General features: G+C 60.8%; 20 protein-coding genes and 1 tRNA gene. 14 read left to right on the top strand and 7 right to left on the bottom strand.

What is annotated here, in order from left to right; translation table 11 throughout:
• The first annotated feature begins 154 nt into the window (after positions 1–154).
• Together AB4N91_RS10085 and AB4N91_RS10090 are read left to right on the top strand one after the other, a co-directional pair.
• Entirely contained in the window at positions 155–706 is a 552-nt protein-coding gene (locus tag AB4N91_RS10085) for a 3-hydroxyacyl-CoA dehydrogenase family protein (RefSeq protein WP_460112379.1), read from the top strand.
• A 274-nt stretch (positions 707–980) separates the two neighbouring features.
• Complete coding sequence (locus AB4N91_RS10090; RefSeq protein ID WP_460112380.1) at positions 981–3107, top strand: TonB-dependent siderophore receptor; 2127 nt, start codon at positions 981–983, stop codon at positions 3105–3107.
• A 273-nt stretch (positions 3108–3380) separates the two neighbouring features.
• On the opposite strand, the gene AB4N91_RS10095 is transcribed toward AB4N91_RS10090, so the two are convergent.
• Positions 3381–3468: transfer RNA gene (locus AB4N91_RS10095), tRNA-Ser, on the bottom strand.
• Positions 3469–3591: 123 nt separating this feature from the next.
• On the opposite strand from AB4N91_RS10095, the gene AB4N91_RS10100 reads away from it, so the two are divergent.
• A complete protein-coding gene (locus AB4N91_RS10100) occupies positions 3592–4263 on the top strand; it encodes a Bax inhibitor-1/YccA family protein (protein WP_008006561.1) in 672 nt (223 codons plus the stop codon).
• 59 nt (positions 4264–4322) lie between these two features.
• Here the strand turns inward: AB4N91_RS10100 and AB4N91_RS10105 are convergent, their stop codons facing one another.
• Both AB4N91_RS10105 and AB4N91_RS10110 read right to left on the bottom strand, forming a co-directional pair.
• Positions 4323–4652, bottom strand: a complete 330-nt coding sequence (locus AB4N91_RS10105; RefSeq protein ID WP_010461025.1) for a YceK/YidQ family lipoprotein — start codon at positions 4650–4652, stop codon at positions 4323–4325.
• A 57-nt stretch (positions 4653–4709) separates the two neighbouring features.
• Positions 4710–5147, bottom strand: coding sequence for an Lrp/AsnC family transcriptional regulator (locus AB4N91_RS10110; protein WP_010461024.1), 438 nt, complete (start codon positions 5145–5147; stop codon positions 4710–4712).
• A gap of 135 nt (positions 5148–5282) precedes the next feature.
• On the opposite strand from AB4N91_RS10110, the gene AB4N91_RS10115 reads away from it, so the two are divergent.
• A complete protein-coding gene (locus AB4N91_RS10115) occupies positions 5283–6176 on the top strand; it encodes a DMT family transporter (protein WP_077749695.1) in 894 nt (297 codons plus the stop codon).
• Between the two features lie 8 nt (positions 6177–6184).
• On the opposite strand, the gene AB4N91_RS10120 is transcribed toward AB4N91_RS10115, so the two are convergent.
• Together AB4N91_RS10120 and AB4N91_RS10125 are read right to left on the bottom strand one after the other, a co-directional pair.
• Positions 6185–7204: an FUSC family protein gene (locus tag AB4N91_RS10120; protein WP_010461020.1), complete on the bottom strand. Its 1020-nt coding sequence runs from the start codon at positions 7202–7204 to the stop codon at positions 6185–6187.
• A 68-nt stretch (positions 7205–7272) separates the two neighbouring features.
• Positions 7273–8898 carry an NADP-dependent glyceraldehyde-3-phosphate dehydrogenase gene (locus AB4N91_RS10125; protein ID WP_010461018.1) on the bottom strand — a complete coding sequence of 542 codons (1626 nt, stop codon included), beginning with the start codon at positions 8896–8898 and terminating at the stop codon, positions 7273–7275.
• Positions 8899–9298: 400 nt separating this feature from the next.
• On the opposite strand from AB4N91_RS10125, the gene AB4N91_RS10130 reads away from it, so the two are divergent.
• Positions 9299–10186 carry a Dyp-type peroxidase gene (locus AB4N91_RS10130; protein ID WP_077749693.1) on the top strand — a complete coding sequence of 296 codons (888 nt, stop codon included), beginning with the start codon at positions 9299–9301 and terminating at the stop codon, positions 10184–10186.
• A gap of 15 nt (positions 10187–10201) precedes the next feature.
• Complete coding sequence (locus AB4N91_RS10135; protein ID WP_077749692.1) at positions 10202–11170, top strand: Gfo/Idh/MocA family protein; 969 nt, start codon at positions 10202–10204, stop codon at positions 11168–11170.
• A 30-nt stretch (positions 11171–11200) separates the two neighbouring features.
• Here AB4N91_RS10135 and AB4N91_RS10140 read toward each other — a convergent pair whose 3' ends face one another.
• The gene (locus AB4N91_RS10140; RefSeq protein ID WP_077749691.1) at positions 11201–11938 is read right to left on the bottom strand and encodes a TorF family putative porin; all 738 of its coding nucleotides are present in this window, start codon (positions 11936–11938) and stop codon (positions 11201–11203) included.
• Between the two features lie 109 nt (positions 11939–12047).
• Positions 12048–13790 carry an amidohydrolase gene (locus tag AB4N91_RS10145; protein ID WP_460112381.1) on the bottom strand — a complete coding sequence of 581 codons (1743 nt, stop codon included), beginning with the start codon at positions 13788–13790 and terminating at the stop codon, positions 12048–12050.
• Between the two features lie 103 nt (positions 13791–13893).
• Between AB4N91_RS10145 and AB4N91_RS10150 the strand changes: the two genes are divergently transcribed.
• From AB4N91_RS10150 to AB4N91_RS10185, 8 genes are all read left to right on the top strand, one after another.
• On the top strand, positions 13894–14811 hold the full coding sequence (locus AB4N91_RS10150; protein ID WP_154912093.1) for a LysR family transcriptional regulator: 918 nt from the start codon (positions 13894–13896) through the stop codon (positions 14809–14811).
• A 38-nt stretch (positions 14812–14849) separates the two neighbouring features.
• Positions 14850–15467 carry a transcriptional repressor LexA gene (lexA, locus tag AB4N91_RS10155; RefSeq protein ID WP_102593982.1) on the top strand — a complete coding sequence of 206 codons (618 nt, stop codon included), beginning with the start codon at positions 14850–14852 and terminating at the stop codon, positions 15465–15467.
• Positions 15467–16084: a translesion DNA synthesis-associated protein ImuA gene (gene imuA, locus AB4N91_RS10160; RefSeq protein WP_154912094.1), complete on the top strand. Its 618-nt coding sequence runs from the start codon at positions 15467–15469 to the stop codon at positions 16082–16084. Before lexA ends, imuA begins: the two co-directional genes overlap by 1 nt.
• Positions 16085–16091: 7 nt before the next feature.
• The gene (locus AB4N91_RS10165; RefSeq protein WP_154912095.1) at positions 16092–17507 is read left to right on the top strand and encodes a Y-family DNA polymerase; all 1416 of its coding nucleotides are present in this window, start codon (positions 16092–16094) and stop codon (positions 17505–17507) included.
• Positions 17483–20581, top strand: coding sequence for an error-prone DNA polymerase (locus AB4N91_RS10170; RefSeq protein ID WP_460112382.1), 3099 nt, complete (start codon positions 17483–17485; stop codon positions 20579–20581). Before AB4N91_RS10165 ends, AB4N91_RS10170 begins: the two co-directional genes overlap by 25 nt.
• Positions 20582–20805: 224 nt before the next feature.
• Entirely contained in the window at positions 20806–21480 is a 675-nt protein-coding gene (locus AB4N91_RS10175) for a CsgG/HfaB family protein (protein WP_162179691.1), read from the top strand.
• Between the two features lie 60 nt (positions 21481–21540).
• Positions 21541–21882: a DUF4810 domain-containing protein gene (locus AB4N91_RS10180; protein WP_370655164.1), complete on the top strand. Its 342-nt coding sequence runs from the start codon at positions 21541–21543 to the stop codon at positions 21880–21882.
• Positions 21879–22538, top strand: a complete 660-nt coding sequence (locus tag AB4N91_RS10185; protein ID WP_010460994.1) for a DUF799 domain-containing protein — start codon at positions 21879–21881, stop codon at positions 22536–22538. Before AB4N91_RS10180 ends, AB4N91_RS10185 begins: the two co-directional genes overlap by 4 nt.
• Positions 22539–22555: the final 17 nt, after the last annotated feature.

Here is a 22555-nt window from a genome sequence, read left to right on the forward strand (position 1 = left end):
GTTCGATGTGGATGCTATCCGGCAGCGTCACCCTTTAAAAGATCAACGCTTTCGCGTTACGTACCCGATCGATACGTAAAACGTTTCTGTTCTTGCGACCGCACTGGTTGCCGGCGATGAGGGGTTCAAATATCAGCCGCATGTCGACCGGGTGATGCGTGGGTTTGGCTTCCCCATCGGCCCCTTTGAACTGCGTGATATGGCCGGTGTGGATGTCGCCTGGCGCAACCGCCAGGGGCGTCTGTTGGAGCTGAGCGAGCGTGAGCAACGCTGCGATTGGATCGATAAATTGTATGCGGCAGGACGGCATGGGCAAAAAACCGGGCTTGGGTTTTATTGCTATGCGCCGGGCAGCCGCCAGGCTGTGCCGGATTCATGGCTGGCGCAATTGTTGGAGCAGCATCGCCAGCAATGGAATATTGCGCCCCGTAGCATCTCTGATCAGGAAATCGAAGAACGCTGCCTGTTTGCGATGATCAACGAGGCTGCCTGGTTGCTCGACAACGATATTGTGGAGCACCCTGCTGATATCGATCTGGTATGGGTTCATGGCTACGGCTTCCCGCGTTACAAGGGCGGGTTGACCTACTATGCCGACCAGACAGGGCTCGGTTATGTGGCGAAGGCGCTTAAGCGCTACAACCCCGAGTCGGGCAGGGCGCTCTCGGCGTTCATGACTCACCGCAAGACCTTCCACGCTCATTGACGAGAAAGCCCCGGCCGCTGACCGAGCCCGCCGGGGCCATGTTGAGTCAGACGTCCTTGACCGCGTCGAGGGCCGCATCAGTGTCGGCGCACCTCACGGCAAACCCAAGCCAGAAACGGCAATTGTCCGAATGACGTGATGAGTTGTTCGGTAACTATTTTTCGTGCACGAATGGGAATTAGTGTTAATTGCGAATGGTTTTATATAGCATGCTCGCTTGGTTTTTGGCGGTTGCACCCTCTGTATTGGCCTATTCGTTAAGGTTTTCCTCTCCATGCGTCGAACCCTGTTTTCCATTTGTGTACTGCAAGCGTTGTCGTCTTCCTCGTGGGCTGAACAAACGGATGTAGCTCCCTCAACGCTTGAGCTGGACGCAACCGATGTTATCGGTACCGCGAATTACGAAAGGGCGGACGGCCCGGTGCAGGGTTATCGGGCGACGCGCTCGGCCAGCGCCACGCGTACCGACACGTCGATCCATGAAACCCCGCAATCGATCAGTGTGGTCTCGAAGGATGCAGTCGAGGATCTGGGCGCCACCCGTTTGCAGGACGCGCTGGACTACGCCGGGGGCGTGGGGCGGGCGAACAATTTCGGTGGGCAGGGCCTGACCACGTTTACCGTTCGTGGCTTCACCACCGGCGAGTTTTACCGCAACGGTTTTCCGATCAACCGCGGCTACCCGAACATGCCGGATGCCAACACCATCGAGCGACTCGAAGTGCTGCGCGGCCCGGCCACCATGCTCTACGGTCGGGGTGATCCTGGCGGCACCTTCAACGTGGTTTCCAAACAGCCGTTGCCCGAGCGCACCGTCACCCTGGGCAGTCAACTCAACGATCAGGGCATGAAACGCGGCACGCTGGACGCTTCCGGCCCGCTCGACGAAGAAGGGCGCCTGGCCTATCGACTGAACGTAGTGGGCGAGGGCGGCGACACCTTCCGCGATCACGTCGAAACCGAACGCTACGGTATCACTCCGGTGCTGACGTGGCAGGCAACCGATGCGACTAAGCTCATTTTCGAAGGCGACTTCATGCGCAACAACGCGCCTCTGGATCGAGGCGTTACGCGTTACGCCAAACAGATTGGCACCGCCTCCCGCGACAGCTTTTTCGGCGAAAAAGACGTTGGCAAATTGCATAACGACAACAACATGGCGCAACTGCGTTTCGAACACATGCTCAACGACGACTGGACGCTGGGCGGCGGCTTCCAGTGGCTCGATGGTTCGCTCAAGGGCAACGCGGTCGAGGCCAACGGTATTGCCGCTGACGGCCGCACCCTGGGGCGCAACTTCAACTATCGCAAGCTGGAGTGGACCGACAAGGACACCCAACTCAATCTGACCGGCCATTTCGATACCGCTGGTTTGCAGCACACGTTGCTCACCGGTATCGAGTACGAAGATTACGACTACAAGTCGATTATTCAACGCTCCAGCGGTGCTGTCAGCGCGTACCCGATCGACATCTTCGATCCGGTGTACGGCCAGCCGCGTCCGGCACTCACCCGCACGCCGACTCACGACAAGGAAAACCTCAAGACGTATGCAGCGTTCGTGCAGGATCAGGTGGCATTGACCGACAAATTGAAGGTGCTGGCCGGGGCGCGTTTCGAACGCTTCGAACATGACTACGAAACCTTCGTGCCGGGCGGCAAGAGTTGGCAGGCCAGTGACAACGCGGTGACCCCGCGCATCGGCGTGACCTACGACCTGACCGAGACATTGGCGGTCTATGCCGACACTGCGCGCTCCTTTAAACCCAACACCGGCGCAAGCCGCGAGGGCGGCGGGTTTGCGCCGGAGAAGGGCAAGTCTTACGAAATGGGTATCAAGTGGGAAGCGCTGGATCAGCAGTTGAGTGTTGACGCGGCGGTCTACCAGATCGAAAAACGTAACGTGTTGACCACCGACCCTGTTGATTCGACCTTCAGCGTTGCGGCCGGTGAGGTGCGCAGCCGTGGCTTCGACGTCAATGTTGCCGGCAACCTAACGCCCGAATGGCGCGTGATTGGCGGCTACGCCTATGTCGATGCCGAAGTGACCAAAGACAACGTGCTGCGCTCCGGCACGCGCCTGCTGAACATCCCGAAAAACAGCTTCAGCCTGTTGAATATGTATGAGTTCCAGGATGGCACCCTCAAGGGGTTGGGCTTGGGTACCGGGCTCAAGTACGTCGACGAGCGCGCCGGACAAACCGCCAACACCGCGTTTTCGATGGGCAGCTACACCGTTGTCGATTTGCTCAGCTTCTACAAGATCAATGACAAGGTGCGGCTCAATCTTGACGTGAAAAACCTGTTTGATCGTGACTATGAAGAAGGCGCATTCGGTAACGTCTATGCCTATCCGGGCGCGCCGCGAACAGTACAAGTTGGCATTTCCTACACCTTGTAGCGTGCAGCGCTGGTGCACGCCGAGTCTTCCGCGGTAACGCGGGAGGTGAGGCGATGTGCGCCAGCGGTAGAGTTCGTTCCGCCCGCATAGACGACAATTGCAGGTTAAGGCGTTTTAGGCCGTGCGCAAATTTGGAGCTGGATTCAATGGTGCTTGGGCAAGGTTGCGGAAACTGACGAAAAGATGCGGATATGGTCCAGAGAGGAAGGAGCAAAATTCCCAAACCCCAGAAACGACAAAGCCCTGAATAATCAGGGCTTTGTCGTATAAAGATGGCGGAGGCGATGGGATTCGAACTCATGGACCTGTTACAGTCGACGGTTTTCAAGACCGTTGCCTTAAACCACTCGGCCACACCTCCGTTTGCGTTGCGGGCGCCATAATACCTGAATGAAACACACTGTCAAACTCTCTGCATGGCTTGTTACAGAGCGTCTGTTATGATCTTTGCGACTGAACGTTTCAAACCAACAGGAGTGTCGCCATGCGCGAACAGGATTACGCAGTTAATAACAGCGTGCAGGCTGAGCAGCTAGAGGTTAGCCGCGTCCTGCGCAACACATACGGCTTGCTCGCTCTCACCCTCGCATTCAGCGGCGTGATGGCGTTCGTTGCTCAGCAGATGCGTGTCGGCTACCCGAATATTTTCGTGGTGCTGATCGGCTTCTACGGGCTTTTCTTCCTCACCAACAAACTCCGTGACTCGGCCTGGGGCCTGGTGTCGGCATTTGCCCTGACCGGTTTCATGGGTTTTCTGCTTGGCCCGATCCTCAACCGCTACCTGGGCATGCAGGGCGGCGCTGAAGTTGTCAGTTCGGCATTCGCGATGACGGCGCTGGTGTTCGGTGGTCTGTCGGCTTACGTGCTGATCACCCGCAAGGACATGAGTTTCCTTGGTGGTTTCATCACCGCAGGCTTCTTTGTACTGCTGGGTGCGACGCTGGCGAGCTTCTTCTTCCAGATCAGCGGTCTGCAACTGGCGATCAGCGCAGGTTTCGTGCTGTTCTCCTCGGTCTGCATTCTGTTCCAGACCAGCGCCATCATTCACGGCGGCGAGCGTAACTACATCATGGCGACCATCAGCCTGTATGTATCGATCTACAACCTGTTCGTCAGCTTGTTGCAGCTGTTCGGCATCATGAGCCGCGATGATTAATCGCAGGCTCTAAGTAAAAAACCCGCTCAGGCGGGTTTTTTATCGCCCGGAATTCGGGCTCATTCCGTGATGATAATGCTGCCATCGGCCTGCTGGCGGTAGATGGTATAGGGCAGGAGCAACGTATCGAGGGCGCCGGAAATGACTGCGTCGATGAGGACAATGGCCGGAGCACTGTCATGCACCTGCGCATCCCGTCCTTTTTGCAGGGGAGCATAGAGCATGCAGAAATCGTAAGTCACGCCGCTGTAGATACGGGGAACGGCACCGCAGTAACTTTTGTACTCCTTGAGACTCTTCGAAGCCACTTCATCCCCGCGCACAACTGTTTGAACCGTGCCGCAGCCGGCGAGCAACAACGTCGCGAGTAAAACCACCTGAATTTTCATACCGCCAATCCTTAGCCGGAAAGCGGTCAATTTACGCGTTTCCAATCAAAACCGCACTCACGCCATCGGTGGCAAGCGGCGTTTGACCGGGGTCTTCTTGACGATGGCGGTGTTGGTCTCCGCGTGGGTGTTGAGGCGATCGAGCAGGGTGTCCAGTTGCTCCATCGAGCGCACATGCAAGCGGGCGATGAAGCAGTCATCGCCGGTGACTTTGTCGCACTCGGTGAATTCCGGGATGGCCTGAATCTGCCGTTCGACTTCCTGCAACTGGCCCGGCAACGGGCGGATCCGCACGATGGCCTGGAGTTGATAACCAAAGCACTTGGGGTCGATTTCGACGGTGTAACCTTTAAGCACGCCACGCTCTTCGAGTCGCCGCAAACGCTCGGCAACGCTGGGCGAGGACAGGCCGCTGATCTGCGCCAGCGCCTTGAGCGAGCGGCGTGAGTCGTCCATTAATGCGGTGATGAGCACTTGGTCGATGTCGTCGGTCATGGCAAATCCCCTGTTAGGCCGTTGACTGAATACGCCTTGATAAAAAAGGCAAAAACCGAGTTTAGCCTGCTTTTTGCGCTGGAGATGCCCTTGGACGGATTGGCATAATTTGGCCTCAATCACAGGAGTCTGATGATGGACAAAAACATACGTCGCGGTTCATTCGAAATGACCGCCGCCATGCTGATTTCCGGGACCATCGGTTGGTTCGTGCTGGTGTCCGGGCAGCCCGTGCTGGACGTGGTGTTCTGGCGGTGCGTGTTCGGCGCCGGCACGCTGTTGTTGATCTGCGCGGCATTCGGCTTCCTGCGTCCGGGCATTCTGACCCGCACCACCTTCCTGCTGGCAGTGCTCAGCGGGGTCGCGATTGTCGGCAACTGGGTGTTGTTGTTCGCCTCTTATTCCCGTGCCTCAATTGCCATTGGCACGGCGGTTTATAACGTTCAACCGTTCATGCTGGTCGGGTTGGCGGCGTTGTTTCTGGGCGAAAAGATCACCCTGCAAAAACTGTTCTGGCTGGGCATTTCGTTTCTCGGGATGCTGGCCATTGTCAGCGCTCATGGCGAGCAGGGCGCAGGTGGCAACGATTACCTGATGGGCATCGGTCTGGCCTTGGGGGCGGCGTTTCTGTATGCGATCGCAGCCCTGATTATCAAACACCTGACCGGCACGCCACCGCATTTGATTGCCCTGATCCAGGTCAGCACCGGGGTGCTGCTGCTCGCGCCATTTGCGCACTTTTCAGCGTTGCCGCAAGCACCCAGCGCCTGGGCCAGCCTGGTGACGCTGGGCATCGTCCACACCGGCGTGATGTATGTGCTGCTGTACGGCGCGATTCAAAAACTGCCGACGGCATTGACCGGGGCGTTGTCTTTCATTTACCCGATTGCGGCGATTTTCGTTGACTGGTTTGCCTTCGGTCATCGCCTCGAACCGCTGCAGTGGGTTGGTGTTGCCGCGATTCTGCTGGCTGCCGCAGGCATGCAGCAGGGCTGGGGGTTGAAGTCTCGTCGGGCGGTCACACAATAAAACGGGCGTCAGATGTTCCAGCGCGGCGCGGTCTTCGCCAGTCGTTGGCGCATCTCGCCGATGTTCGAAGCGAACTGGCGCATCAATAATTGATAGCCGTCCAGCGGGTTGTAGACCGGTGCTTCAAGACTTGAATCAACCGGCAAATCGATGGGGCGACTGAGTCGCTGCGATGCGCCGGTTTTCAGCGCCCGGGCCATGCCGATCAGCTGCACGCGAATCTGCCGGTGTTCGGCTTTGAAACTCGATTGCAGATGCGCCATGGCGTCGCGATCCTTGGAGTCCGGCCGGGTGTTACCAAGGATTTCCAAGGTGCTGACGCACATTCGCAAATGACGCTGAATCGCATCGAGTTCGGTCATGGAAATCTTCACTTCCTTGGACACCGACGGCATCAGCGAACGCAATTGCACCATCGACGCGTTCAGGCGATTCATCAGCTTCAGGTGTTCGTCATCCGAGACGGACTGACCATCAATAATGCGTCCATAAATCGTCGCACAATCGCGCAGCGAGCTGGCCAGGTTGTAGCGCCAGGAAAAAACCGCATACGACGGCAGGGCGAAAGAAAAGGCCAGTGCCAGGGCCACGCCAATCAGAATGTCCACTGCGCGCCACAGTCCGTCGGAGATTAGGTTGTCGCCATGCCCGGCGACAATAAACACCGTGATCCCCGCCAGCAGCGCGGTGTAACCGCCCTTGCCGATGGCGTGATACGAGAAAAACCCGCACACCGCCGACATCACAAAATAGGTCAGCCAAGGCATCCCGAGCCAGGCCTGTTGCGCCACCAGCAGCAGGCCGATAGCGGCGCCGATCAACGTACCGATGGCACGCTCGGCGGCTTTTTTGCCGATGTTGCCGTGGTGCTGCAAACCGCCGATCACCACCAGCATCGTTACCGACGCCCACTCACCGTGGGGCAGGTTGATGCCGGTGGTCAGCATGATCGATGCCAACAAGCCGAGCGACACGCGGACCGCATGGATCAGCTTGGCGTAGCGATAGCGCCGATACGGGTCCAGCAACGGACGCAGTAACCGGCGCAGCAGCGGTGGCAGTCGATGGGCTCTGAACGTGTTCAGGCTCGGTGTCCTCAGAAGATGTAATCGGTGGTCAGGAAGCTCGAACTGCGTCCGCTGATGATCTCGCTGATGAGTTCCTTGTTGGTTTCCTGGAACTTGGTCGCGACCAGCGTCCTGATCGAAAATACCCGCAGCGCATCATGCACCGACAATGTGCCTTCGGCGGAGTTCTTGCGGCCGTTGAACGGGTAGGTGTCCGGGCCGCGCTGGCACTGGGCGTTGAGGTTGATCCGGCCGACCTGGTTGGCAAAGGTGTCCACCAGCCGACCGACCGCCACCGGGTTGGTGCCGAAGATACTCAACTGTTGGCCGAAGTCCGATTCCAGGACGTAGTCGATCACCGTATCGAGATGCCGGTAAGGCACGATCGGCACCACCGGGCCGAATTGTTCTTCCTGGTAGACGCGCATCTGCGGCGTCACCGGGAACAGCACCGCCGGGTAGAAGAACGACGCGCGCGCTTCACCGCCATTTGGATTGACTACGGTGGCGCCTTTGCTGACTGCATCCGCGACCAGCGAGTGCAGGTAATCGACCTTACTCGCTTCCGGCAGCGGCGTCAGCGCAACACCACTTTCCCATGGCATACCCGGTTTCAGAGTGGCCAGTTTGGCGTTGAATTTCTCGATGAACGACTCGACCACGTCTTCATGGACGAAAAGGATTTTCAGGGCGGTGCAACGCTGACCGTTGAACGACAGTGAGCCGGTCACCGCTTCGTTGACGGCGTTGTCCAGATCAACCTCCGGCAACACGATGCCCGGGTTCTTCGCGTCCAGGCCCAGTGCCGCGCGCAAGCGGTGAGGTTTGGGGTGGAGTTTTTTCAGGTCGCTGGCGGCTTTATTGGTGCCGATAAACGCAAAGATATCGATCTTGCCGCTGGCCATCAGTGCGCTGACGGTCTCGCGGCCGCTGCCGTAGATCACATTGATCACCCCGGCCGGGAAACTGTCGCGAAAGGCTTCCAGCAGCGGCCGAATCAAAAGCACACCCAGCTTGGCCGGTTTGAACACCACAGTGTTGCCCATGATCAGCGCCGGAATCAGCGTGGTGAAGGTTTCGTTCAGCGGGTAGTTGTAAGGCCCCATGCACAAGGCGACGCCCATCGGTACGCGGCGAATCTGCCCCAGGGTGTCCTGTTCCAGCTCGAAGCGGCTGGAGCGACGGTCGAGTTCCTTGAGGGCATTGATGGTGTCGACGATGTAATCGCAGGTGCGGTCGAACTCTTTCTCCGAGTCCTTGAGGTTCTTGCCGATCTCCCACATCAGCAGCTTGACCACCGCCTCACGCTGTTCGCGCATGCGGCCCAGAAACGTTTCGACGTGCTGGATGCGTTCGGCCACGCGCATGGTCGGCCACAAACCCTGGCCCCGGTCATAGGCGCGGACGGCGGCGTCGAGCGCGGTCAATGCGGTTTCTGCATCGAGCAGCGGCGTGCTGCCGAGGATCACTTGTTCATCGCCATTTTCGCCGGTCAGGTACACCGGGCTGCGGACTTGGGCGAGGGGGCCGGACCAGGTTTTCAGTTCGCCGTCGACCAGGTATTCACGCTGCTCGGTCTGACCGTCGAGGCGGTATTTTTCCGGGATGTCGCTTGAGTCGGGAAACAGGTTGCCAAGGATATGTGCTGTGGTCATGTCGCTACCCCGTCTGGATTGGGTGATGAACTGATGAATCGTTTTAGCAGACCTCGGCCTCGCTTGTCATGACTCATCTCATCGTTCGGCGGTTCAGGGTTTTCGATCGTGGAATGGCCGGCACCGTCGGTCATGGCCCAGATGCCCCTCTGGTTGGCCCCCAGAGGGGGGACCTCACGAGAGGACGGCCATGCGGGCCATTCGAGTCTCTGAAAAGCCTAGCCTTTGTTTGGTGTTGATGGGCGGCGTCTTGCCGGCGCTGCTCAGCGGTGTTAACGATAAGCCCCAGCGCGTTTCGCAATCAGAGCCCAGCGCGATTTCGCCGTGTGGGGAAGGATGCCAAAGCCACACAAACCCTCGTGCTCCGGTTAAACTCCGTGCTCTTTTTCAAGGAGTTCATATGAGTTACTACCAGCCGGGCATTCTCGCCACCCCCGTTCCGCCTCAAGCCCGCCATATGTTCTTCGCCCTCGAATCCGCCGAAGCATTGCCGGCCGCGCTCGACAACTTGATGCAACTGGTGGACGGAAAATCGGCGGTGGTCGGCTTCGGTGAATCCCTGGTCAAGGCGCTGCATGCACAGATCGATGGCCTGCGACCGTTTCCGGCGCTGACCGGCGTTGGCGTCGACAACCCGTCGACCCAACACGCGCTCTGGTGCTGGCTACACGGCGTCGACCGCGGTGAACTGCTCAATCGCAGCAACGCCATCGAAGCCGCGCTGGCACCGGCCCTGCGCCTGGTGCAGATGAACGAAACTTTCCGCCACATGACCGGCCACGACCTGACCGGCTACGAAGACGGCACCGAGAACCCGCACGACGAAGCCGCCGTGGCCGCCGCGTTGTTGGGCGAGGGCGCGGAAGGACTGGTCGGTGGCAGCTTCGCCGCGATCCAGCAGTGGCAGCATGATCTGAAAGGCTTCCACGCGATGCCGTCCCAGGAAAAAGACAACATCATGGGCCGTCGCTTGAGCGATAACGAAGAACTCGATGACGCGCCGATTTCCGCCCACGTCAAACGCACCGCCCAGGAAAGCTTCGCCCCTGAGGCGTTCGTGGTCCGTCGCTCGATGCCGTGGATCGAAGGGGACCGCGCCGGCCTGATGTTTCTGGCGTTCGGTTTTTCCCTCGACGCCTTCGAAGCCCAACTGCGGCGCATGAGCGGACTGGAAGACGGCATTACCGACGGTTTGTACCGCATCAGCCGCCCGATCACCGGCGGCTACTACTGGTGCCCGCCGCTCAAGGACGGTCATCTGGACCTGCGCGCGTTGCGCATCGGCTAAGGATAAGGAGAGAACATGGACGTAGTGCGCTGGGGCATGATCGGTTGTGGCAGTGTCGCTGAACGCAAGAGCGGGCCGGCCTTTTACAAGGCCCCCGGTTCGGCATTGGTGGCGGTGATGGGGCGGCGGCTGGACGCGGTGACCGACTACGCCGCACGTCACGGCATCGCCCGGGTTTACACCGATGCGCAAGCGCTGATCAATGATCCTGAGGTGGACGCGGTGTACATCGCCACGCCACCCGACAGTCACCACGCCTATAGCTTGCAGGTCGCCGCAGCCGGCAAACATTGCTGCGTCGAAAAACCGATGTCGCTGAATGCCGGGCAAAGCCGCGAGATGCAAAAGGTCTTTGCCGACGCCGGACTGCACCTGTTCGTTTCCTATTACCGACGTTCGCTGCCGCGCTTTGCGCAAGTGCGGCAGTGGCTGGAGGAGGGGCGGATCGGCGAGGTGCGGCATCTGTCCTGGACGCTGACCAAGGCGCCTTCTCCGAACGATCTGGGTGGCGCCGACAATTGGCGCACCGACCCGCTGATTGCCGGCGGCGGCTACTTCGCCGACCTGGCCAGTCATGGCTTCGATCTGTTTCAGTATTTGCTCGGGGATATCGTCGAAGTCGCCGGTTTTACCGCGCGGCAGGCCGGTTTGTATGCCGCCGAAGACGCCGTCAGCGCCAGTTGGCGGTTTGCTTCGGGTGCCCTGGGCATGGGCTGCTGGAATTTCGTCGCCGACCGCCGCGAAGATCAGGTAGAACTGATCGGCAGCCAGGGCCGGATCAGTTTTTCGGTGTTCGATGAGCACCCGGTGCGACTTGAGGCGGATGAAAATCTCAGCCTGCACATCGACCATCACGAGCACATCCAGTGGCATCACGTGCTGGGCATGAACGCGCACATCCGTGGCGAAGCGCAGCATCCGGCGATGGCCGAACACGCGCTGAAAACCGACTGGGTGATGGACCAGATCCTCAAGCGCACCTGAAATTTAAGCTTCAACGCAATCCTGTGGGGGTCAGAAGGATTTGCTCAGGCTTGCTACTACGGTCGCGGTGCAGACATCTCCATAACCCCAATTACTGACGCACTGGCTTTTCGACAGGTCAGTATCGATGTAACTCAAACCCAGCATTACACCGGCCAGTTCGTGGGACAGTTTGACCTCCCATTCGCGGTACGAGTCTTCGGCCTGGCCTGACATCGAGTAAAGGTGCGGGTCCTTGAAATCCATGTTGCCGTATCGCAGTTTCAGACCGGTGTCGTAAGGCAACTCGGTTTCGTAGCCCACGTAGCTGTACAGCGAGCTCTGCTTGCTGTCGATGCCTGGCGCATCCGCGGAATAATAGGCCGCCAGCTTCACGCCATAAGCGCTGAGGATTGCGTAGGTCTCACCCTGGTTAAACTGACTCTCCCTGGGGTAAGCGTATTTGAGATAGCCAAGGTCCAGGCTGACCGTATCGGTCGCTTGCCAGAGCCAACCGGCGTAGTAATCGACTTCCTGCCGGGTCTTCAGACCGCCGCCGAAATCGACGTTTGAACTCCATGCGCCGAGGTACAGCCCGCTGCTGTGGGCCAAGGTCAAACCGGCCTGCACCGCAGGATCATTCTGGGTTTGCGAAATGCCACGGGTGCGGTAGTCGCTGGCCAGGGTCAGGTCGACCAGTAGGGCGAAATCGTCATTCAAGGGCAGCGCCTGACTGCTCAAGGGAAGAAGGCCCAAGGAACCGAGGGCGAACAGGGTGAAAGCTTTCATGAGGTGCGTCCCGTTATTGTGATTGTTATGGGCAGATTTTTTACGGCAAGGCTGCGCCGAACCCCGGCGACAAACGCGGGGGGCGGGCAGTGGTTTCAGATGATTTTTCTTACAGCGTCGGTGCGTAGACTTCGCGACCGGCGAACCAGGTTTGCAGCACCTGGGTGTCATGCAGGGCTTTGTTGTCGACGCTGAACACGTCGCGGTCCAGCACGATGAAGTCGGCTTGCTTGCCGGGGCTCAACGAACCGATCTGCTTCTCCAGGCCGATGGTGCGCGCAGCGTTCAGGGTGTAGGCATACAACATCGTTTCGCGATCGATGCGCTCATCGGCGTTCAGCACGCCCAGCGGGCCTTCTCGGGAGATGGCCTGGGCCATGGCGTTCCATGGGTTGGGAGAAGACACCGCCCAGTCACTGGCGCCGGCGATGGTCGCGCCCTGTTTGAGCAAGGAGTGCGCCGGGTATTGGTAACGGAAAGCGAGCGCACTGACATACGGCTTGATCATGTCCAGGGTGTACTCGTCGGCGCTGGCCCACAGCAGTTGCATCGAGGCGATGACGTTGAGCGGTTTGAACCGCGCGAACTCTTTCGGGTTGACCATTTGCAGGTGGGTGATCGAGTGGGTCACGCCGCTCTGGCGGTCCTTGCGCGCCTGGGCGATGCCGTTCAGCGATTCACGCACTGCGCGGTCGCCGATGGCATGGATGTGCACCAGCCAGCCGCGCTGATCGATGGCACTGACCAATTCGCCAAAGTGCTTCGGATCGATCAGCAGTTCACCCTGTTTGTGCGAGTTGCTGTACGGATCGATCATCGCCGCGCTCTGCGCCGGGTATTCGATCACGCCGTCGGCGAAGATCTTGACCCCGGGCAAGGTCAGGTTCGGGATGCCCTGGAATTGCTGGCGGACCTTGTCCAGGGTGTCGAGATCGGCCGGCACGCTTTTCGGATTGGCCACCAGCAGTGCGGCGACGTGGGCGCTCATGCCGCCGCTTTCGGCCAGCGCTTTGTACACCGGCAGCACGCCGACGGTGTTCTCCGTGGGTTTGAGCGCGAACACGGGTTCGCCGGGTGCGGCGTTGGCGGCGGGGTCCATCCACGCGGTGATGCCCAGGCTGTTGTTGTAGCGCACGGCGGATTGCGCGGCTTTCAACATGTCGGCGGGGCTCGGCACCGGCATCTTCGAGGCGACGCGATTCCAGCCGGCGTCCACCAGAAAACCGTTGGGGCTGCCATCGGCGAGTTTGCCGATCGTGTCTTTCTCGGCGTCCGGCAATGACTTGAGCAGCGCCGCATCAATCCCGGCGCGTTCGAGCATCACGTTGTTGGCCCACGCGGTGTGGTGATCGCTGCCGGTGAACACCACGGGCACCTTGGCCCACTCGCCAACGTTGAATTTCTGGCCAAAAGCTTCGGCCTGGGCCCAATAAGCCGAACTCATGCCGGCCACGCCCAGCACATCGCCATGCCTGGCCTTGCCGTCATTGCGCCAGGCTTTCAGGCGTTTTTCCAGTTCGTCGAGGTCGACCACCTCGTCTTCCATATTGGCCGAGGTCATTTCCAGACCGCCGAATATGGCGTGGGAATGACTGTCGATCAGGCCGGGCATCAGGGCTTTTCCGCCGAGGTCGACGACTTTGGTGCCCGACGCGATCAGAGCCTTGATCTGCGCATCGCTGCCCACTTGCAGCACTTTGCCGTCCTGCACCGCCAACGCCTGCACCTTCGGTTGCGCGCGGTCGGCGGTGAAAATCTTGCCATTGAACAGCACCAGATCGGCCGCTGCCATGGCTTCCATCGAGGCAAAACTGACGGCGGCCATCAATAGATTCGGAATGAATCTTTTCATTGAATGTTTCCTTGTTATTGCGTCTGATGGCCAGATTAGTGGCTTGTCACGGCCAGCAGAACGCCTCGCTCACGAAAAACGTTTTTGCCTGAATGGAAAAAGAATGGACAAGTTGGGTGCATTGAAAATGTTCGTGGTCACGGCGCAACTCGGCAGTTTCAGCCGCGCCGCCGAGCAACTGGGCAAGACCCCGTCGGCCCTGACCAAAGCGGTCAATCACCTCGAAGCGGAGCTCGGCGCCCGCTTGTTCGAACGCAGCACCCGACGGATTTTGCTGACCGAATCGGGTCGTCTTTATCTGGAAACCGCGCGCCAGGTGTTGCAGCGGCTGGAGGAGGCCGGCGAGGAAATCGAGCAGTTGCAGCATGGCCTGCGCGGCAACCTGAAAATCACCGCTCCGCTGGCGTATGGGCAGGCTTTTCTCGATCAGGTGTGCGGCGGCTTTCTGGAGCAATACCCGCAGATCAACCTGCAAGTTGACCTGTGCGATGAGTTCGTCAACCTGTTGGAAAGCGGCTACGACCTGGCGTTGCGCGAGGGGCATGACGATTTGCCGGGGTTGATTGCTCGCGTCGTCGGCAGCAATCGGCTGGCGTTATGCGCCAGCCCTGAATATCTGGCGCGCAAGGAGTTGCCGGTCACGCCGGACACCCTCGATGACCACGAATGGCTGCTCTACCGTCATCCGTTGCTCAGCCGCGAGTTCTGGTGGGCCGAGCGCGACGGGCAACGATTGAGCCTGGCGCAACCGCAATCACCACGATTGCGCAGTGACAACTACGACCTGCTGCTGGCCAACGCACTGGCCGGACGCGGTTTGCTGCACACGCCGTTGTGGAGTGCCGCGGCGTACATCGCCGACGGGCGGCTGGTGCGGGTAATGGCCGATTACGACATCGATCCCGACAGTTTTGGCTCCTACATCCTGGCGGTGTACCCCAGTCATCGGCGGGCAACCGCCAAAGTGCTGGCCTTCATCGATTACATCGCAGGGTTTCTGGCGTCGCGTGGCTTGAGCTGACTGGCGGTCCTTGCCAGGAAAATGCCGAAAGAGTACAAATGTACTCCATGACGACTTTAACTCCCCGCCGTACCGCCATCCTGACCTTTATCCGTGATCGAATCGCGGAGCACGGTCAATCCCCGAGCCTCGCTGAAATCAGCGAGGCATTTGGTTTCGCCTCCCGCAGCGTGGCGCGCAAGCATGTGCTGGCGCTGACCGAGGCCGGTTTTATCGAGGTCAACCCGCATCAGGCCCGGGGCATTCGTTTGCTCGGGCAACCGGCGCGGCCCGAATTGCTGGACATCCCGGTACTCGGGCGGGTCGCGGCGGGTGCGCCGATCGGTGCCGATGCCGAAGTGCACAGCCGCTTGCTGCTCGACCCGTCGATCTTCTCGCGAGTGCCGGACTACATGCTGCGGGTCCAGGGCGACTCGATGATCGAGGACGGTATTCTCGACGGCGACCTGGTGGGCGTACACCGCAATCCCGAAGCGCTCAACGGCCAGATCGTCGTGGCGCGGCTCGACGGCGAAGTCACCATCAAGCGTTTCGAGCGGGTCGGCGATGTTGTCCGGTTGTTGCCACGCAACCCGGCCTATAAGCCGATCATCGTCGAGGCCAGTCAGGACCTGGCCATCGAAGGCGTGTTCTGCGGTCTGGTGAGGCAAGGGTGATGGGCGCCGTCGTTGCGTTGGATACGCTGTTCAATGGCGGCCAGGTCTGGAAGGGCCGGCCTGCGCCACCATCTGTCAGCCCGCAACCGACCGGGCATGCCGCGCTGGACGCGGCGTTGCCCACCGGCGGCTGGCCGGAGGCGGCGCTGACCGAAATCCTCCTGGCCGGGCAGGGCGTTGGCGAGTTGCAACTGGTGTGGCCGGCCCTGGCACGGCTGTCGGCGGCGGGCGAGCGCATTGTGCTGGTGGCGCCGCCTTACGTGCCGTATCCCCAGGCCTGGCAGAACGCCGGGGTCGATCTGCGCCAGTTGTCGATCATCCAGGCCAGCGAGCGCGATGCGCTGTGGGCAGCGGAACAATGCCTGCGTTCGGGCAGTTGCGGCGCGGTGCTGTGCTGGCCGCACAAGGCCGATGACCGGGCGCTGCGACGCTTGCAGGTGGCGGCCGAAACCGGCTCGACCCTGGCGTTCGCCTATCGCTCGATCAACGAAGCCATCAACCCTTCGCCTGCGGCGCTGCGCATCGCCATCGATGCCCGGCCTGCACAGTTGCGTGTGCTCAAGTGTCGGGGAGGACTGGCGCGTTCGGCGCCGATTGCCTTTCCCCTGGGGCATTGAGGTTGCCATGCGCTGGGTGTGCATTCTCTTCCCGCAATTGGCGCTGGACGCGGTACTGCGTCAGCGCCCCGATCCCGATGAACCGTTGGCGCTGCTGACGGGCCCGGCACAGCGCCGGGTGTTGCAAGCGGTCAACGCTCCGGCGCGGGCGCTGGGTTTGCGCCCGGGGCAGTCGATGACCGCCGCCCAGGCCTTGAGCAAAAGTTTTGTCACGGCCGAATACGATGTCGCCGAGATCGAGCACTGGCAACAGTTCCTGGCGGCGTGGGCCTATCGGTTCAGCTCTCAGGTTAGCGTGCATTACCCGCGTGCCGTGGTGTTTGAAATCGAATCCAGCCTGGGGTTGTTCGGGCCGTGGCCGCAGTTCGAGGCGCGGTTGCGTGCCGAGCTCGGCGAACTGGGCTTTCGGCATCGGATCGTCGCCGCGCCCAACCCGGTGGCTGCGCGGGTGTTGGCCAATATGTATGACGGCCTGGTGGTGCCGGACGATCAAGCCTTGCGCTATCACCTGGGGCAATTGCCGGTTGACCGGATCGCCCTGGAACCGGCGGTGGCCACGGCGTTGTCGCGCATGGGGTTGCGCACCTTGAGCCAGGTTCAGGCGTTGCCGCGCAACAGCCTGGCGCGACGTTTCGAGGCCCAAGTGCTCAAGCACCTGGATGCGCTGTTCGGCGAGCGGCGGCTGGCGCTGGCGTTCTACCTGCCACCGGACCGGTTTGATGTGCGCATCGAGCTCAACTTCGATGTGCAATCCCATCAGGCGTTGTTGTTTCCATTGCGTCGCTTGACCGGCGATCTGTCGGCCTTCCTTTGTGGCCGGGACAGTGGCGTGCAGCGTTTCGACCTGCATCTGGAACACGCCGGCTTGCCGGACACGCTGATCAAGGTCGGCCTGCTCAGCGCCGAGCGCGATCCGGCGATGCTCTTCGAACTGGCCCGGGGACGGCTGGAACAGGTGCAGGTCGAGGCCCCGGTGCGCGGTTTTCGGCTGCGCGCCGAAGACCTGCCGAGCTTCGTCCCGCAACGTCAGGAACTGTTCGACGACCGTCCGCAGCAGTCCTTGCCCTGGGAGCAACTGCGCGAACGCTTGCGTGCACGGCTCGGGGATGACGCGGTGCATGGCTTGCGTTTCCAGGCCGATCACCGGCCAGAGTGCGCGTGGCAGGCACGGGGCGACAGCCAACTCTGCGCGGGGTTGGTGGGCGTGCAGCGTCCGGGCTGGTTGCTGACGGAGCCGCAGGCCGTACACGAAGGCTCGACGCGGATCCTCATGGGGCCGGAGCGCATCGAGTCCGGCTGGTGGGACGGCGACGACGTGCGCCGCGATTACTACCTGATCGAAACCCGTTCCGGCCAGCAGGGCTGGGCCTACCGTGCGGTGGGTGAGGGTGGCCCGCTGTGGCTGCAAGGCTGGTTCGCATGAGCGTCGAGTATGCGGAGCTGCACTGCCTGTCGAACTTCAGTTTCCAGCGCGGTGCTTCCAGTGCCCTGGAATTGTTTCAGCGGGCGAAAAAACACGGCTATCAAGCGCTGGCGATCACCGATGAATGCACCCTGGCCGGTATCGTCCGCGCCTGGCAAGCGGCCAAATCCGTGGAGCTGCCGCTGATTATCGGCAGTGAAGTGCGCATCGAGAACGGTCCGAAGCTGGTGCTGCTGGTGGAAAACCTTGAGGGTTACCAGACCCTGTGTCGGTTGATCACCCGGGCGCGGCGCCGCACGGAGAAAGGCCAGTATCAAGTGCTGCGTGAGGACTTCAGTGAACCGATGCCGGGGTTGCTGGCGCTGTGGGTGCCGGACACGGTCGATGATTTTTCCAGCGGTCATTGGCTCAAACAGACGTTCACCGATGGCCTGTGGCTGGCGGTGCAGTTGCATCGCGGGCAGGACGACACCCGGCGACTGGACGCGCTGTTGACCCTGGCGCGGGAACTGCGGATTCCTGCGGTGGCCAGCGGCGATGTGCACATGCACACCCGTGGACGGCGCGCCTTGCAGGACACCATGACCGCGATCCGTCATCACCTGCCGGTGGCCGAGGCCGGGTTGCGGCTGCATCCGAACGGCGAGCGGCATGTACGCAGCCTCGATGCCCTGCAATCGATCTACCCGCAAGCACTGCTCGATGAAACGCTGACCATTGCCCGGCGTTGCACCTTCGACCTCGGCCAGTTGCGTTACCAGTATCCCCGCGAGCTGGTGCCGCAAGGCCAGACGGCCACGTCCTGGCTGCGGCATCTGACCGAAGAAGGGATCGCGTGGCGCTGGCCGGACGGTCCGCAAGCCAAGGTGCTGGTGCAGATCGACAAGGAGCTGGAGCTGATCGCCGAGCTGGGCTATGAAAGCTACTTCCTCACGGTGCACGACATTGTGCGGTTTGCCCGTGAACAAAAAATCCTCTGTCAGGGCCGGGGGTCTGCCGCGAACTCGGCGGTGTGTTTTGCCTTGGGCATCACGGAAATCGACCCGGACCGCACCACGCTGTTGTTCGAACGCTTTCTCTCCAAAGAGCGCAATGAACCACCGGACATCGACGTCGATTTCGAACACGAGCGCCGCGAGGAGGTCTTGCAGTACGTGTTCCAGCGTTATGGCCGGACCCGCGCCGCGCTCACTGCAGTGGTCAGCACCTATCACGCGGCCGGCGCGGTGCGCGATGTGGCCAAGGCCCTGGGTTTGCCACCGGATCAGATCAACGCCCTGGCCGATTGCTGCGGCCACTGGAGCGATGCAACGCCGCCCGTGGAGCGCCTGCTTGAAGGCGGTTTCGACCCCGAGAGCCCGGTGCTGCGCCGGGTGCTGAGTTTGACTCAGCAACTGATCGGTTTCCCCCGGCATCTGTCCCAACACCCCGGCGGTTTCGTGATTTCCGAGCAGCCACTGGACAGCCTGGTGCCGGTGGAAAACGCTGCCATGGCCGAGCGCACCATCATTCAGTGGGACAAGGACGATCTCGATGCGGTGGGGCTGCTCAAGGTGGATATTCTGGCCTTGGGCATGCTCAGTGCGATCCGCCGCTGTTTTGATCTGCTGCGCCGTCATCGCCATCTGGACTTGAGCCTGGCGACGATCCCCGCCGAAGACGTCCAAACCTACGACATGATCGGCCGTGCCGACACCATCGGCGTGTTCCAGATTGAATCCCGGGCACAAATGTCGATGCTGCCGAGGCTCAAGCCCCGGACCTTCTATGACCTGGTGATCGAGGTGGCAATCGTCCGTCCGGGGCCGATCCAGGGCGGGATGGTGCATCCGTACCTGCGACGGCGAAACAAGGAGGAACCCGAGGTTTACCCGTCCCCGGCGCTGGAAGTCGTGCTCAAACGCACCTTGGGCGTGCCGCTGTTTCAGGAACAGGTGATGCAGATTGCGATTGTTGCCGCCGACTACAGCCCCGGCGAGGCTGATCAGTTGCGTCGATCCATGGCCGCCTGGAAACGCCATGGCGGACTGGAACCGCACAAGGATCGGCTGGCCGCCGGGATGAAGAAAAACGGCTATACGGCCGAGTTCGCCGCGCAGATCTTCGAACAGATCAAAGGCTTCGGCAGTTATGGTTTTCCAGAGTCCCACGCCGCCAGTTTCGCCTTGTTGACCTACGCCAGTTGCTGGTTGAAATGCCATGAACCGGCGGCCTTCGCCTGTGCGCTGATCAATAGTTGGCCCATGGGTTTCTACAGCCCGGACCAGATTCTGCAGGACGCGCGCCGGCATCATTTGCAGATTCGCCCGGTGGACGTGCGCGCCAGTGACTGGGATTGCAGCCTCGAACCGATCACCGGCGCGCAGCCGGCGATTCGCATGGGGCTGCGGATGATCAAGGGCTTTCGCGAGGACAATGCCCGGCGCATCGAAGCGGCGAGGGCAAAGGGTGTATTTGTCGACATCGCCGACCTGGGCGAGCGCGCGCGACTCGACGCCCGTGCCCAGGAGCAACTGGCCGATGCCGGTGCGTTGCGGGGGCTGGCCGGCGATCGTCATCGGGCGCGCTGGGAAGTGGCGGGGGTGCAGAAGCAACTCGGTTTGTTTGCCGGCCTGCCGAGTCAGGAAGAACCTGCGATCTATCTGCCCAAACCCACAGTGGGCGAGGACCTGCTGGCCGACTACAACAGTGTCGGCACCACCTTGGGTCCGCATCCATTGGCGTTGTTGCGTGGTGAGTTGAAAGCCCGACGTTGCCGCAGTTCGAAAGAGCTGATGGAGGTCGAGCACGGGCGACCGGTCAGCGTCGCCGGGCTGGTCACCGGCCGGCAACGGCCGGGCACGGCCAGTGGCGTGACCTTCGTCACCCTCGAAGACGAATTCGGCAACATCAACGTCATCGTCTGGCGCGACCTGGCTGATCGGCAGCGAAAAGTGCTGGTCGGCTCGCAGTTGCTCAAGGTCGATGGCCGCTGGGAAAAGGAAGGCGAGGTGCGCCACCTGATTGCCGGACGCTTGAGCGACCTGAGCCCCTTGCTGGATGGCATCAGCGTGCGCAGCCGCGATTTCCACTGATCCCAACCACTGATCGCACTGATCGCGACAGCCAATGCATTGGCGCCAATAAAAAATTAAACACTGTTATCAGTGATGGCACTTTGGCATAATGCCGGCCGCCGACGTCCCGCACGTCGATTATCGATTTGATTCCCCCTCGCTTTTTCGCCGCTGCAACCCGCAGCGGTTGGCTATTGCCGTGCCGGGATAAACCGTTTTTTCAGAAGGAATGCACAGTGAGAATGATCTCTCGGATGTTGGTATCGGCGGCAGCGATTGCCCTTTTGGGCAGCATGGCCGGTTGCGCCACGGAAAGCTCGCGCGCCTTGCCAGTCGCAAAAGTCGAAAGCGCCAGCGTGGCGTATGCCGGTGTTCGTGTGCCCATGGCGGTCGGCAAGTTCGACAACCGTTCAAGCTACATGCGCGGGATCTTCTCCGACGGCGTGGATCGCCTCGGCGGTCAGGCCAAGACCATCCTGATCACTCACTTGCAGCAAACCAACCGCTTCAGCGTGCTGGACCGCGACAACATGGGCGAGATCCAGCAGGAAGCCGCGATCAAGGGCCAGTCCCAGCGCCTCAAGGGTGCTGACTTTGTGGTCACCGGTGATGTCACCGAGTTCGGCCGCAAAGAAACCGGCGACCACCAGCTGTTCGGCATTCTCGGTCGCGCCAAGACCCAGGTGGCCTACGCCAAGGTCAACCTGAACATCGTCAATATCAGCACCTCCGAAGTGGTTTATTCGACTCAGGGCGCGGGCGAGTACGCCTTGTCCAACCGTGAAGTCATCGGCTTCGGCGGCACCGCTGCCTACGATTCGACCCTCAACGGCAAAGTGCTCGACCTGGCCATGCGCGAGGCGATCAATCGCCTGGTAGACGGGATGAACGCCGGGGCATGGAAACCGGGTAACTGATCAAGGTTGATGACAAGGAGCGGTAAAAACATGTTCAAGACGTATGTGTCGTGGGCGCTGATGGCGTCGACATTGCTGGTCAGCGGCCTGTTGGCCGGTTGCGCCGGCCCGAAAACCCTTTACCAGTGGGAAAGCTACCAGCCGGAAGTTTACGAGTACTTCAAGGGTGAAGCACCCAAGGAAGCCCAGGCCGAAGCGCTGGAACGCGACCTGCAGAAGATCAAGTCCACCGGCAAGACGCCACCGCCTGGCTATCACGCGCACCTCGGTCTGTTGTACCTGAGCATGGGCAAGGACGATCAGATGGTGCAGCAGTTCAGGACTGAGAAAACCCTGTTTCCCGAGTCGACGCCGTACATGGATTTTCTGCTTAAAAACGCCAAGACCGGAGACACCCAATGATCGCGCGTTCATTGAAACTGATGGCCGGGTTGCTGGCGCTGGCTGTGCTCGGTGGCTGCGTCAGCCCCAAGACCGTGGACTATTCGGCGTACAAGCAAGCCCGTCCGAAAACCATTCTGGTGCTGCCGCCGCTGAACAACTCGCCGGACGTCAAGGCGTCCTACAGCATGTTGTCGCAGGTCACGTACCCGTTGGCAGAAGCCGGTTACTACGTGCTGCCGATCACCCTGGTCGATGAGACATTCCGCCAGAATGGCCTGACCACACCGGCGGACATTCACCAGGCCCCGGCCAACAAGCTGCAGGAAATTTTCGGTGCCGATGCGGCGTTGTACATCACCGTGACGGACTACGGTACGCGCTACATGATCATCAGCAGCGAAACCGTGGTGACCGCCACCGCGAAACTGGTAGACCTCAAGAGCGGCACCACCCTGTGGACCGGCTCGGCCCGGGCTTCGAGCGAAGAGGGCGGCAACAACGGTGGCGGCGGCTTGGTTGGCATGCTGATTACGGCAGCGGTCAAGCAAGTGATCAACAGCGCCACCGACGCCGGTCACCCGATTGCCGGTGTGGCCAGTGCGCGCCTGCTGTCGGCCGGTCAACCGGCGGGCTTGCTGTACGGACCGCGTTCGCCGAAATACGGTACTGATTGAACCCAGTGAGATCGTTC

It is taken from the genome of Pseudomonas sp. H3_D04 (genome assembly GCF_054669175.1).

Excerpts from the sequence above, each read along its gene's own strand:
- AB4N91_RS10180 (WP_370655164.1), top strand. The coding sequence starts at position 21,541 with ATGGCGTCGACATTGCTGGTCAGCGGCCTGTTGGCCGGTTGCGCCGGC.
- AB4N91_RS10085 (WP_460112379.1), top strand. The coding sequence starts at position 155 with ATGCGTGGGTTTGGCTTCCCCATCGGCCCCTTTGAACTGCGTGATATG.
- AB4N91_RS10165 (WP_154912095.1), top strand. The coding sequence starts at position 16,092 with ATGCGCTGGGTGTGCATTCTCTTCCCGCAATTGGCGCTGGACGCGGTA.
- imuA (WP_154912094.1), top strand. The coding sequence starts at position 15,467 with ATGGGCGCCGTCGTTGCGTTGGATACGCTGTTCAATGGCGGCCAGGTC.
- lexA (WP_102593982.1), top strand. The coding sequence starts at position 14,850 with ATGTACTCCATGACGACTTTAACTCCCCGCCGTACCGCCATCCTGACC.
- AB4N91_RS10140 (WP_077749691.1), bottom strand. The coding sequence starts at position 11,938 with ATGAAAGCTTTCACCCTGTTCGCCCTCGGTTCCTTGGGCCTTCTTCCC.
- AB4N91_RS10145 (WP_460112381.1), bottom strand. The coding sequence starts at position 13,790 with ATGAAAAGATTCATTCCGAATCTATTGATGGCCGCCGTCAGTTTTGCC.
- AB4N91_RS10175 (WP_162179691.1), top strand. The coding sequence starts at position 20,806 with ATGATCTCTCGGATGTTGGTATCGGCGGCAGCGATTGCCCTTTTGGGC.
- AB4N91_RS10115 (WP_077749695.1), top strand. The coding sequence starts at position 5,283 with ATGGACAAAAACATACGTCGCGGTTCATTCGAAATGACCGCCGCCATG.
- AB4N91_RS10125 (WP_010461018.1), bottom strand. The coding sequence starts at position 8,898 with ATGACCACAGCACATATCCTTGGCAACCTGTTTCCCGACTCAAGCGAC.
- AB4N91_RS10100 (WP_008006561.1), top strand. The coding sequence starts at position 3,592 with ATGCGCGAACAGGATTACGCAGTTAATAACAGCGTGCAGGCTGAGCAG.
- AB4N91_RS10105 (WP_010461025.1), bottom strand. The coding sequence starts at position 4,652 with ATGAAAATTCAGGTGGTTTTACTCGCGACGTTGTTGCTCGCCGGCTGC.
- AB4N91_RS10150 (WP_154912093.1), top strand. The coding sequence starts at position 13,894 with ATGGACAAGTTGGGTGCATTGAAAATGTTCGTGGTCACGGCGCAACTC.
- AB4N91_RS10185 (WP_010460994.1), top strand. The coding sequence starts at position 21,879 with ATGATCGCGCGTTCATTGAAACTGATGGCCGGGTTGCTGGCGCTGGCT.
- AB4N91_RS10135 (WP_077749692.1), top strand. The coding sequence starts at position 10,202 with ATGGACGTAGTGCGCTGGGGCATGATCGGTTGTGGCAGTGTCGCTGAA.
- AB4N91_RS10090 (WP_460112380.1), top strand. The coding sequence starts at position 981 with ATGCGTCGAACCCTGTTTTCCATTTGTGTACTGCAAGCGTTGTCGTCT.
- AB4N91_RS10110 (WP_010461024.1), bottom strand. The coding sequence starts at position 5,147 with ATGACCGACGACATCGACCAAGTGCTCATCACCGCATTAATGGACGAC.
- AB4N91_RS10130 (WP_077749693.1), top strand. The coding sequence starts at position 9,299 with ATGAGTTACTACCAGCCGGGCATTCTCGCCACCCCCGTTCCGCCTCAA.